Source organism: Nocardia sp. NPDC050713, from assembly GCF_040654315.1.
Lineage (GTDB): Bacteria > Actinomycetota > Actinomycetes > Mycobacteriales > Mycobacteriaceae > Nocardia.
The window spans coordinates 105,471-116,186 of sequence record NZ_JBFAHS010000015.1; the positions used below are offsets into that span (position 1 = coordinate 105,471).

General features: G+C 69.0%; 11 protein-coding genes. 6 read left to right on the forward strand and 5 right to left on the reverse strand.

Annotated features, from left to right (window positions below; genetic code table 11):
• Window positions 1-9: 9 nt before the first annotated feature.
• Window positions 10-858 (reverse strand): nitrilase-related carbon-nitrogen hydrolase, encoded by an 849-nt coding sequence (locus AB0H49_RS25830; RefSeq protein ID WP_355002616.1) that lies wholly within the window; start codon window positions 856-858, stop codon window positions 10-12.
• Between the two features lie 105 nt (window positions 859-963).
• Here AB0H49_RS25830 and AB0H49_RS25835 point away from each other — a divergent pair, with 105 nt between their 5' ends.
• Window positions 964-2,340, forward strand: coding sequence for an aminotransferase class I/II-fold pyridoxal phosphate-dependent enzyme (locus tag AB0H49_RS25835; RefSeq protein ID WP_357254974.1), 1,377 nt, complete (start codon window positions 964-966; stop codon window positions 2,338-2,340).
• A gap of 40 nt (window positions 2,341-2,380) precedes the next feature.
• On the opposite strand, the gene AB0H49_RS25840 is transcribed toward AB0H49_RS25835, so the two are convergent.
• Window positions 2,381-2,830 carry a DUF6463 family protein gene (locus AB0H49_RS25840; protein ID WP_355002618.1) on the reverse strand — a complete coding sequence of 150 codons (450 nt, stop codon included), beginning with the start codon at window positions 2,828-2,830 and terminating at the stop codon, window positions 2,381-2,383.
• Window positions 2,831-2,901: 71 nt separating this feature from the next.
• On the opposite strand from AB0H49_RS25840, the gene AB0H49_RS25845 reads away from it, so the two are divergent.
• Window positions 2,902-3,468, forward strand: a complete 567-nt coding sequence (locus AB0H49_RS25845; protein ID WP_357254976.1) for a TetR/AcrR family transcriptional regulator — start codon at window positions 2,902-2,904, stop codon at window positions 3,466-3,468.
• Between the two features lie 96 nt (window positions 3,469-3,564).
• On the opposite strand, the gene AB0H49_RS25850 is transcribed toward AB0H49_RS25845, so the two are convergent.
• Window positions 3,565-4,203 carry a hypothetical protein gene (locus AB0H49_RS25850; RefSeq protein ID WP_357254978.1) on the reverse strand — a complete coding sequence of 213 codons (639 nt, stop codon included), beginning with the start codon at window positions 4,201-4,203 and terminating at the stop codon, window positions 3,565-3,567.
• Between the two features lie 37 nt (window positions 4,204-4,240).
• Window positions 4,241-5,140 (reverse strand): LysR family transcriptional regulator, encoded by a 900-nt coding sequence (locus tag AB0H49_RS25855; protein ID WP_357254980.1) that lies wholly within the window; start codon window positions 5,138-5,140, stop codon window positions 4,241-4,243.
• A gap of 121 nt (window positions 5,141-5,261) precedes the next feature.
• Here AB0H49_RS25855 and AB0H49_RS25860 point away from each other — a divergent pair, with 121 nt between their 5' ends.
• Complete coding sequence (locus AB0H49_RS25860) at window positions 5,262-6,683, forward strand: MFS transporter (RefSeq protein WP_357254982.1); 1,422 nt, start codon at window positions 5,262-5,264, stop codon at window positions 6,681-6,683.
• A 559-nt stretch (window positions 6,684-7,242) separates the two neighbouring features.
• On the opposite strand, the gene AB0H49_RS25865 is transcribed toward AB0H49_RS25860, so the two are convergent.
• Entirely contained in the window at window positions 7,243-8,118 is an 876-nt protein-coding gene (locus AB0H49_RS25865) for a LysR family transcriptional regulator (protein ID WP_357254984.1), read from the reverse strand.
• 79 nt (window positions 8,119-8,197) lie between these two features.
• Here AB0H49_RS25865 and AB0H49_RS25870 point away from each other — a divergent pair, with 79 nt between their 5' ends.
• Genes AB0H49_RS25870 through AB0H49_RS25880 form a run of 3 tightly spaced genes read left to right on the forward strand, consistent with a single transcriptional unit; the run spans window position 8,198 to window position 10,711 of the window.
• Window positions 8,198-9,115, forward strand: a complete 918-nt coding sequence (locus AB0H49_RS25870) for an EamA family transporter (protein WP_357254986.1) — start codon at window positions 8,198-8,200, stop codon at window positions 9,113-9,115.
• The gene (locus tag AB0H49_RS25875; RefSeq protein WP_357254988.1) at window positions 9,112-9,744 is read left to right on the forward strand and encodes an NAD(P)H-binding protein; all 633 of its coding nucleotides are present in this window, start codon (window positions 9,112-9,114) and stop codon (window positions 9,742-9,744) included. The genes AB0H49_RS25870 and AB0H49_RS25875 overlap by 4 nt, the downstream gene beginning before the upstream one ends.
• Window positions 9,745-9,772: 28 nt before the next feature.
• Complete coding sequence (locus tag AB0H49_RS25880; RefSeq protein ID WP_357254990.1) at window positions 9,773-10,711, forward strand: superoxide dismutase; 939 nt, start codon at window positions 9,773-9,775, stop codon at window positions 10,709-10,711.
• Window positions 10,712-10,716: the final 5 nt, after the last annotated feature.

Below are 10,716 nucleotides of genomic sequence, written 5' to 3' on the forward strand. Positions count from 1 at the left end.
CCTCCTGGTTCAGGGCGCCACGATGGCGTCGTAGGTATCCGGTCTCCGGTCGCGATAGAACTGCCAGTCGCCGCGGACTTCGCGCACCAGGTCCAGATCGAGTTCGCGTACCACCAGTTCGTCGGTGTCGGTGGAGGCCCGCTCGCCGACGTAGCAGCCGCGCGGGTCGACGAAATACGAAGTGCCGTAGAAGGTCACGGCGTCGTCGCCGAACTCCTCCGTCTCCGTACCGATGCGGTTGTTCGCGCCGATGAAGTACTGGTTGGCGGCCGCCGCGGCGGGTTGCTCCAGCTCCCACAGTCGTTCGGACAAACCGGGTTTGGTCGCGGACGGATTGAAAACGAGTTCCGCGCCCGCCAATCCGTAGGCGCGCCAGCCCTCCGGGAAGTGGCGGTCGTAGCAGATGTAGACACCGACCTTGCCCACGGCGGTGTCGAAGACGGGGTAGCCCAGGTTGCCCGGCCGGAAATAGAACTTCTCCCAGAAGCCGGACAGCTGCGGAATGTGGTGCTTGCGGTACTTGCCCAGGTAGGTGCCGTCGGCGTCGATCACCGCGGCGGTGTTGTAGAGCACGCCGGGCTGGTCTTCCTCGTACACCGGAAGCACCATCACCATCCGGTGCTCCCTGGCCAGTTCCGCGAACCGCTCCGTCGTCGGACCCGGCACGGATTCGGCGTACTCGTAGTACTTCTTGTCCTGCACGTTGCCGAAATACGGTCCGTAGAACAGTTCTTGGAAGCAGATGACCTGCACGCCCGCGGCGGCGGCCTGCTCGACGAAACCTTCGTGCTTGGCCAGCATCGACTTCTTGTCGCCGGTCCACGTCGCCTGGGTGATGGCGGCTTTGATTGTCGTCACCTGTCGATCTCCCTGCCGAAGTTGGTTATGTTATCTTCGAAGGTAAACATTTCCTGAATATTTCAGTCGGTGCCGAAAGTGTAAATCTCGCGAGGTGATCGAGGCATGGAAACGAACGACCGAATCCAGATCGATGACCCCACTCCCGCGGGTATCGCGGGCGCCATCGCCCGGCTGATCACCAGCGGCGAGCTACGCGCCGGTGACCGGCTGCCCACGGTGCGGGAGCTGTCGAATCGCCTCGGGGTCAGTCCGGCGACCGTGAGTCACGGCTGGCGGGCACTGGCGCAGGCCGGGCTGGTGGTGTCCCGCGGTCGGAGCGGGACGTTCGTCGCCGACGGCGGGACCAGGGCGGGGTCCTCCCGGACCGACAGCATGACCCGCGGCGCGAGCTCCGCTCGGCTGGACCTCTCGCTCGGCACGCCCGATCCGGCGCTGCTGCCCGAGATCGGATCGATCCTGTCCCGGCTGGCCCTGAACGCCGAGACCACCGACTACCACCAGGCGCCGGTGGTTCCCGAGCTCGGGCGGTTGTTGCAGGCGGACTGGCCCACCGGGTCCGGCGCGCTGACCGTCGTCGACGGCGCCATGGACGCGGTCGCCCGCAGCCTGCAGGCCGTCGTTCGATTCGGTGATCGGGTGATCGTCGAGGATCCCACCTTCCCGCACATTCTCGACTACCTGGAATCCATTGGCGCGCAGATCGTTCCGGTGCGCATGGACGCGGAAGGGGTGCTGCCCGACGAGTTCGCGCGGGCGGTGGCCACCGGCGCGACCGCGGCGGTTCTGCAACCGCGCGCGCAGAATCCCACCGGCGCGTCGATGAGCACCGAGCGCGCCGAGGAACTCGTCGCGATCCTGCGCCGCGGCGATCACCGCTGCATGATCGTCGAGGACGATCACTCCGGAGCCGTCGTCCCCGCCGAGGACATCAGCCTCGGCCGCTGGCTGCCCGACCGGGTGCTGCACGTGCGCAGCTACTCCAAATCGCACGGTCCCGACCTGCGGATCGCGGCCCTGTCCGGTCCCGAGGAGATCATCGACCGGATTGTCGCCACTCGGGTCCTCGGGCCGGGTTGGACGCCGCGCATCCTGCAGCGCCTGCTGCACGAGATGCTTCGCGACGACACCGTCACCCGCACCGTCGACCACGCGCGCGAGCAATATCAGGTCCGCCGCCGCGCCCTCGCCGACGCGCTTCGGCATCACGGCGCCCGGCTCGCCGAAGGGCAGGGCCTCAACGCCTGGCTGCCGGTCGCCGACGAGCGCACCGCCCTGATCCACTTGGCGGCCAACGGAATCCGCGTAGCACCCGGCGGCCCCTTTTTCGTGGCCGATCGCGGTCATCCGGAAGCGGTGCGCGTGACCATCGCGCCGCTGTCGGGCGGCATCGACGAGGTCGCCGCCGCCCTCGCCTTAGCCGCCCGCCCGCGGCAGTCGGAGTACTTCTCGCTCGACCCGGGGTCTCGGGACGGTCGATAGCCTCCTCGCCACCGCCCGGCCGTGACGCTACCGGGCGACGTCAGGCCGGGTCCATCGCCCGCTCTCGTGCCGTGACCGACCGATCGCCCTGTCGCGCCGCCAAGACGACCAGGACTCCGGCGACTGTGCCGGCGAAGTACGGGGAGGGCACGAGAAGCACGCCGCCCACGGCACACCACACTGCCAAAGCCCAGCCGACCCAGGCGGGCACTGGCACGCCGCGCCGCGCGAGATGCCAAGTGAGACAGCCCAACAGAATCAACGGCACGGCGAAGCTGCCGGGACCGCTCCAGAAGGTCAGCGCGTTCTGCGTGGACGCGACCGTCTCCTCCTCGTCGGTGAGACCGAGCGGGACGGCCGCCCACACTCCGCGATCCACCCAGTCGGTGATGTCGCTCCACGCGAAGAGTGCCAACAGGATGAGATGGCCGGTGCCGAGGACGATCATGATCCCGCTCGCCCAGCGTAGCAACGACTTTCCGGCGTTCATCGGTTCGCCTTCCCTTTTATACGGTACCGTACAGTTCGTTTGTACGGTACCGTATAAACGAGAGGCGATCAATGGAGGTGACCCCGATTCCCGCTGTGGCCCGCACGACACGCGCCCGCTGGATAGCGGCGGGTCTCGACGCGCTCGCCGGGGGAGGCCCCGACGCGGTCCGTGTCGAAACGCTCGCCGCCGCACTCGGAGTGACGAAGGGCGGGTTCTACGGGCACTTCGACGGCCGCGCCGCGTTTCTGGCGGAGATGCTCGACGAGTGGGAATGCCGCTGCACCACAGAGGTCATCGCCCAAGCCGACGCCGAGGGCGGCGACGCCGCCGAGCGCATCCGGCGCGTCGGCCAACTGACCTTCTCCGAGGACCTGCACCGGATCGATCTCGCGATCCGGGCCTGGGCCAACCGCGACGAATCCGTCGCGGCGCGGCTGCGGCGCATCGACAACAAGCGAATGGACTTCCTGCGCAAGATGTTCGGCGCCTTCCTCGACGATCCCGACGAGATCGAGGCGCGATGCATGCTGACCTTCGCGCTGGCCATCGGCCGCCACTTCATCGTCGCGGACCATCCCGGGTACACCAAACTCGAAGCGATTCAGCTTGCCGGAGAACATCTTTTGCGTCCGTAGTACCGCGCTGGTCTGCCGGGCTTCTTTTGGTGGACCCGCCTCGATGTAGCGGCGGTGGGCTGCGCCGCCGTCGCGGTACCCTCGTCCAGCTTCGGATCAGAATGGAAACTCGGCGTAGGCTTCTCCCGCGAACCACGACCTGGCGTGCTGAAGCAACCGCCTGCTGTAGGCAGCGTGATCGAAAAGCGCTGTGTAAGTAGGAAATTCGGTACGGATGAGTCCCGCCCGGTCGGCCAGGTAGACATCGATGCCGGGATACATCAAACCGACGAACGGCAGGTCGTCGACGTCCAGGGCGAGGACGGGATACTCGCCCTCCGAATCCGTTTCGCCGACGGCGAGGATCCGGCGCGAGTCCGAGCCGCCCGGGAGAAGGAAGCACTCCTCGAAACGCTCGGCGAGCGGGGCGTAACACTCGGCCCATGGCTCGCCGAGCTCGTCGCGGACCAGCTCGTCGAGCCGCCGGGGTGCGAAGCCGCCGTCCGTTCCGAACCAGTCGTAGCGCTCCAGCAGGCCGATGTCGAACGCCAGCCACGCCCGCAGACTCGGCGACAACGGATGCCCGGAGGGAAAGACCGTCTCGGCCAACACATCCGCCGCCATCGGCCGCGGGGCTCCCGTCACCCACGGCACGTGCTGGTGCGGGAGCATGGAAGCTCCCGGGTCTTGCCGCACCGCCTCGATCACGCGCTCCACCAGAGGCGCTCCGTGCGCGGAGCTTCCGTCGATCACCATGCCGCGGAAGGTAGCAGGTCGCGCCGACATCGGTGGGTCAGTCGTCCTCGAAGTGGCACACCGCCGAGACGCGATCGCGCAACCACCGGTGCGCCGGGTCCGCGTCGAGCCGGACGTGCCACAGCAGAGAGATCGTCACTTCCGGGGCACGGAAAGGCAATTCGAACGAGCGCAGTCCCGCACGCAGGTTCGCCGTGTGCCGCCGCGGCACCGTGGCGACGAGGTCGGTGGCTCGGGCGAGCGCCAGTGCCGCGCCGAAGCCGTCCACGACGGTCACGACGTCGCGGCGGTGGCCGGTCGGTTCCAGCGCCTCGTCCACGAGTCCGGCGGTCAGTCCGCGACGGGAGACGTGCACGTGGCGCGCCGCGGCGTACCGTGCGGCGGTCACCTTCCCGGTGCCGAGGGGATGCTCGGCGCGGACCACGCCGATGAAGCGGTCGGTGAACAGTGGTTTGCTGAGCACATCCGGCGGCAGCGCGTTCTCGACGACGCCGGTTTCCAGGTCGACGACGCCCTCGCGTAAGGGCGCGGTGTCTTTCTTGGTCTTCTGAAGGAACCGCAAGCGCACGCCCGGCGCCGCCTCGGCGACCTCGGCAACCAGCGCGGGCCCGAATCGCTCGACGAACCCATCGCTGCCGCGCAGCGCGAAAGTCCTTCGCAGCGTGGCCAAATCGAGAGTTTCGACCGGCCGCAACACCGCTTCGGCTTCCTGGACGAGCCCGCGCACCCGTTCGCGCAACTCGACGGCACGGGGAGTGGGGACCAGGCCGCGTCCCGCCCGCACCAGCAACGGGTCTCCGGTGGCGCGCCGGAGCCGGGCGAGCGCACGGCTCATCGCGGACGGACTCAGTGCGAGCCGTTCGCCCGCCCCCGTCACGCTGCCCTCCTCGAGCAGAACGTCCAGGGTGACGAGCAAGTTCAGATCGGGCCGCGCCATGCGGACAGGATCGCACACCTGGCGTCCGGTGCACAGTTGGCTTTACTTCTTTGCGTCTTCCGCCAGGTCGGAATGGAACCTACGTTCGAGGCACACCGTCGAAGCCAGGAGGAAGACCTTCATGTCCAGATCAGCAACACCTCCCGGCGTCGGGCACGAGCCGGTGGGCCGTCGCGCACCGAGCTGGGTGCTCACCGCACTCTCGCTGTCGATGCTGCTGCCGTCGCTGAGCATCAGCATCGCCAACGTGGGCCTGCCGTCGATGGCGGTGGCGCTGGACGCGTCCTTCCACGAGGTCCAGTGGATCGTGATCGCCTACCTGCTGGCCATCACGACGCTGATCGTCGGGGTCGGTCGGCTCGGCGACCTGGTCGGCCGCCGTCGGTTCCTGGTGCTCGGTATCGCGGTGTTCACCGTCGCGACGCTGGCGTGCGGTCTCGCTCCGAATCTGGCGCTCCTGATCGCCGCGCGGGCGCTGCAAGGGATTGGTGCGGCGTGCATGATGGCGCTGACGATGGCCTCGGTCGGCGCCGTCGTGCCCGAACATCGCACGGGTAGCGCGATGGGGCTGCTTGGCACGATGTCGGCCGTCGGTACGGCGCTCGGGCCGTCCCTCGGCGGTGCGCTGATCGATGTATTCGGTTGGCGAGCGATCTTTTTGGCTGTCGTGCCGGTCGGGGCGCTCGCGTTGGCGCTCACCCTCCGGTTGCCTGCGGACAGTGCGTCCGGAACCTCGGCCCGGGGTTTCGACACCATGGGCACCGTACTGCTGGCCGTGACGCTGGGGGCTTATGCGCTCGCCGTGACCGCCGGGTCGTTCGGGCCGCTCTCGCTCGGCTTGCTCGGCGTCGCCGGTGCGGGTCTCGTGCTGTTCGCGGTCGTCGAGAGCAAGGTGTCGTTCCCGCTGCTGACCCTCGGGATGTTGCGCGATCCGGCGCTCGCCGTCGGGTTGACGACGAGTGCACTGGTCTCGGCCGTCATGATGACGACCCTGGTCGTCGGCCCGTTCCACCTGGGCGGTGCGCTCGGTCTCGGCACCGCCGCGGTGGGGCTCGTGATGTCGGCGGGGCCGGCGGTCTCAGCGCTCACCGGCGTGCCTGCCGGGCGCGCCACCGACCGCTTCGGGTCGGGAACGATGGTGATCGTCGGTCTCGTCGGCATCATCGTCGCCACACTGACGCTGTCGGTGATGCCCGTGGCGGCGGGCGTCCTCGGCTACGTGCTGCCGTTGGTCGTCTGCACCGCGAGTTACGCGACGTTCCAAGCGGCCAACAACACCGCGGTGATGAAAGATGTTGCCGCGCAACAGCGTGGCTTGGTGTCCGGGATGCTGAACCTCTCCCGCAACCTCGGTCTGATGACCGGTGCGTCGGTCATGGGCGCGGTCTTCGCGCGCGCCGCCGGAACGCGGGACATCACGACGGGTACACCGGCGGAGATAGCGCGGGGAACGCACTGGACTTTCGCGGTCGCGGCACTGCTGGTCGGTGCCGGTTCGGTGTTGGTTCTGATGCTGCGCAGGCCTCGGGCTATGTCGCGCTGAGTCTTTCGAGCCACGGGTGCCCGGGATGAATCCGCGACAGCCCAGCGATCACCGATATGCGGTTCGCGAAACACGTCGAGGTGATAGCGCCCGGTCGCCGGATTCCGCAGCCAGGTCTGATGCTGATTCTCGGCTTCCGCGGGAAACGGCCACACCCGTCCGTCGCCGACGACATCCCACTCGAAACCGGGACAAGCGGCGACAACCTCGCCGAATCGTTCTCGCGGAATACCGATTTCGAGATCGCTGTGTTCGCGAGCATCGCCTCCGGTGAACAGATCGAGCGCCCACCCGGCGGCCACGTACCACGGCGCCGAGACGCCCGCCATACGTTCCGCGACTTCGGTGGGAGTCCACGCCGCCCACAGTTCAGCGGCCTCCTCGGCCGAAAGCGGATATCCGGTCACCTCGAGCAGCCTACCGTTCCTTCGAGTAGTGGCGTGGCTCGAAGTCTGCCGACGACGACCCGTTCGAGCCTCGCTCTCGAGAGCGCCCCGTCTTGCGCCGCGCGGTTCGATTGGCCAACCGGCGGCTTCGCGTGCCCGGCTGGTGAACTCGCTCAGGTTGGGATGTCGAGAACCGAGAGGAACGCGGTCGCCGCCGGGGTGCGGGTGGACTGGCCCCAGATGGCGTACTCGACGCGGGCGGGAGCGTCGGTGATCTCGAGGGTGACGACGCCGGTGAGCCGTGGCGCGTAGGACGAGGCGAGCAGGGCGATGCCGAGCCCCTGCTCGACGAGCCGCGACATCAGCGAGTCCGCGGTGCTCACTTCGAAGGCGACGTCCCGGGCGAGACCGGCCGCGGCGAAGGCTTGGTCGGACTGGGCGCGTCCTGCTGTCCCGGCCGGCAGGTCCACGAACACTTCGGAAGACAGCCTGCGTAGGTCGACCGCGGGTTCGCCCGCGAGCGGATGGTCTGGCGCGACCACGGCGACGAGCCGGTCGCGGGCGAGTTCGTGGGCGGCGACACCCCGCGGTTGCGTCGTGGTCGGCAGTCCTAGGAAGGCCACATCGATAGCTCCCCGCTCGACCTGCTCGGTCAGCTCCTCGCTCGCACCGACCCGCAGGTTGACGCGCACGTGCGGGTACCGCCCGCGAAATTCGCGCAGCGCCGCGGGGAGATCGACCGCGGCGACAGTCGGAATCAGCCCTACGGCGAGTCGTCCGCGCACCTCGCCGACGGCGGCGGCGACTTCGGCGGCCGCGCGTTCGGCGGCGTCCAGACACTGACGCGCGGCCGGGAGGAACGCAGCGCCCGCCGGTGTCAGCCGCACCCGGCGGCTGGTGCGCTCGAACAGCCGCGCACCGAGTTCCCTTTCCAGACGGGCGATTTGGTGACTGAGCGCGGACTGGACGACCAGACACCGTTCGGCGGCGCGGGTGAAGCTGGTCGTCTCGGCGACGGCGACCACGTAGCGCATCTGCTGAAGCTCCATGAATCAATCGTGGATCACGATCGATGAAGTGACAAACATGTGTTGGACTCATTGATTGCCGCCGGGTGAGACTGCGAACGTGAAAAGTCCAGCAGTACAGGAGGTTTCCCTGGGAGGTGCACCGCGGGGAAATCTGCGGCGGACCGCCCTGACGGCGCTCGCCCCCGCGGCATGGGGCACGACGTATGTCGTCATCACCGAGCTTCTGCCACCGGGACACCCGCTGTTCGCGGGTCTCCTTCGCGCGTTGCCCGCCGGTGTGATCGCGCTGGCCATCACCCGGACGCTGCCGCGCGGCGCGTGGTGGTGGAAAGCCGCGGCACTCGGCGTGCTGAACATCGGCCTGCTCACCGCGCTGCTGTTCGTCTCGGCCGAACGCCTGCCGGGCGGCGTTGCCGCCACCTTGGCCGCGGCCCAGCCGCTCATCGTCGCCCTACTGGCCGTGGCTGTGCTGCACGAGCGTCCGTCCGCTTGGCGCCTCGCGTGGGGAGTGACCGGCGTGGTCGGCGTCAGCTTGGTGGTGCTCGGTCCGAGTGCGGCACTCGACTTCACCGGGATCGTGGCGGGTTTGGGCAGCGCGGCCTCGATGGCGTTCGGGCTGACCCTCACCAAGCGCTGGGGACGCCCCGCCGAAGTCGGCGCCACCGCGTTCGCCGCGTGGCAGCTCACCGCGGGTGGCCTCTTCCTGCTTCCCGTCACCCTTCTCGTCGAGGGCCCGCCTTCGGCGATCGACCCGACCGCCGCGCTCGGCTACCTCTGGCTGGGTCTGGTCGGCGGTCTGATCGCCTACGTGCTGTGGTTCCGCGGCCTCGGCACCTTGCCCGTCTCCTCGGTCGCGGTTCTCGTCCTGCTCTCGCCGCTTGTCGCCGCAGTGCTCGACGCGGTCCTGCTCGGCCAGACACTCGGTCCGATTCAACTCGTGGGGTTCGGGCTCGCGCTCGCCGCGATCGTCGCTGGACAGCTGCCCGAACCAACAACCTATAGGACACCCGAATGAAGATCGCCGTCGTCGGAGCCACCGGCATGGTCGGCTCGCGCGTCGTCGCCGAAGCCGCGCGCCGGGGCCACGACCTGATCGCGGTATTCCGGTCCCGGCGGCCCACCGCCCTGCCGCCTGGCGTGCCGGCCGTCGAGGGCGACGCGAACGACCCCGACCGCATGAGCGGACTGTTCCACGGCGCCGACGCGATCGTCGCCGCGACCCGTCCCGCCGAGGGCAACGAGCACACGGCGGCGACGACCACGACCGCACTGCTCGACGCGGCCGCGACAGCCGGGACCCGCATCCTCTTCGTCGGCGGCGCCGCTCCGTTGCGGCTCCCACGGCACCCCGATCGGCTCGTCATCGACAGTCCGGAGTACGTACCGGAAGCGATTCGCGCCATCGCGGCCGCGAGCGCGGCGCAACTGGAAGCCTGCCGAGCGCACCCGGCCGATTGGGTCTACCTCAGTCCGCCCGCCCTCCTCGAACCCGGTTCTCGCACCGGGAAATACCGGCGCGGTGCCACCACGCTCCTCGTCGGCGCCGACGGCACATCCCGGATCTCGGCCGAAGACCTCGCCGTCGCGGTCCTGGACGAGCTCGAAAACCCCGTCGGCAGCGAACATTTCACAGTCGGCTACTAGCAAGATCGGCGACGGAGGAAAGGGTGCGATGAGGCGAGTCCTCGGTATCTCGGTCGCGCTGGCGTGCTTCGGCGTGACAGCGCTGGTGCCCGCGGACCGGGCGGACCACCATTTGGCGTATCCCGTCACGATCGACCTGCCCGCCGGATTCCAGCCGGAGGGCATCGCGATCGGGACGTTGCCGGTGGCCTACTTCGGTTCTCGCGCAGACGGTTCCGTCTACGCCGCGAGCCTGCTGACCGGCCGGGGTGCCATCCTGAGCCCCGGCCCTGGGACGCCGTCGCTGGGACTCGCGGTCGACGACCACGATCGGTTGTTCGTCGCGGGCGGCACCGGGGGTGACGCCCGCGTCGTCGACACCCGGACTGGCTCGCTGCTGGCCGGCTACCGGCTCGCGACGCCGCCGGACACGTTCGTCAACGACGTGGTCCTCACGCCCGCCGGCGCGTGGTTCACCGACTCGCGCACGCCCGTGCTCTACCACCTGCCCGTCGGCGACGACGGCAGTTTGCCGTCGCCCGCCGCCGTGGTGCGCCGCCCGCTGACCGGCGACATCGTTCAGGTGCCAGGAGCGATCAACGCCAACGGCATCGTGCGCACCCCGGACGGCACGGGGTTGATCATCGTGCAGTCAGTGACCGGCAAGCTCTTCCGCGTCGACCCGGCGACCGGCGCGACCCGGCAGATCGAACTCGGCGGCGAAGCGGTGCCGAACGGTGACGGACTCCTGCTGCACGGCAACACATTGGTGGTCGTGCAGAACCGGCTGCATACGATCGCTGTCGTCGCGCTCGACCCCGCGGGCGCGACGGGCGCCGTCGAGCGACGCGTCACCGACCCGCGCTTCGACGTACCCACCACCGTCGCGGCGTACGGCGGGCGTCTCTACCTGCCGAACGCTCGCTTCACGACACCGCCTTCCCCCGCCACGCCCTACAACGCCGTCGCCGTCGAACGACCTCGATGAATGCC

Bases quoted from the DNA above. Each gene is read 5' to 3' on its own strand.
- AB0H49_RS25880 (WP_357254990.1), top strand. From the start codon at position 9,773: ATGAGGCGAGTCCTCGGTATCTCGGTCGCGCTGGCGTGCTTCGGCGTG.
- AB0H49_RS25875 (WP_357254988.1), top strand. From the start codon at position 9,112: ATGAAGATCGCCGTCGTCGGAGCCACCGGCATGGTCGGCTCGCGCGTC.
- AB0H49_RS25840 (WP_355002618.1), bottom strand. From the start codon at position 2,830: ATGAACGCCGGAAAGTCGTTGCTACGCTGGGCGAGCGGGATCATGATC.
- AB0H49_RS25855 (WP_357254980.1), bottom strand. From the start codon at position 5,140: ATGGCGCGGCCCGATCTGAACTTGCTCGTCACCCTGGACGTTCTGCTC.
- AB0H49_RS25835 (WP_357254974.1), top strand. From the start codon at position 964: ATGGAAACGAACGACCGAATCCAGATCGATGACCCCACTCCCGCGGGT.
- AB0H49_RS25845 (WP_357254976.1), top strand. From the start codon at position 2,902: ATGGAGGTGACCCCGATTCCCGCTGTGGCCCGCACGACACGCGCCCGC.
- AB0H49_RS25865 (WP_357254984.1), bottom strand. From the start codon at position 8,118: ATGGAGCTTCAGCAGATGCGCTACGTGGTCGCCGTCGCCGAGACGACC.
- AB0H49_RS25860 (WP_357254982.1), top strand. From the start codon at position 5,262: ATGTCCAGATCAGCAACACCTCCCGGCGTCGGGCACGAGCCGGTGGGC.
- AB0H49_RS25850 (WP_357254978.1), bottom strand. From the start codon at position 4,203: ATGGTGATCGACGGAAGCTCCGCGCACGGAGCGCCTCTGGTGGAGCGC.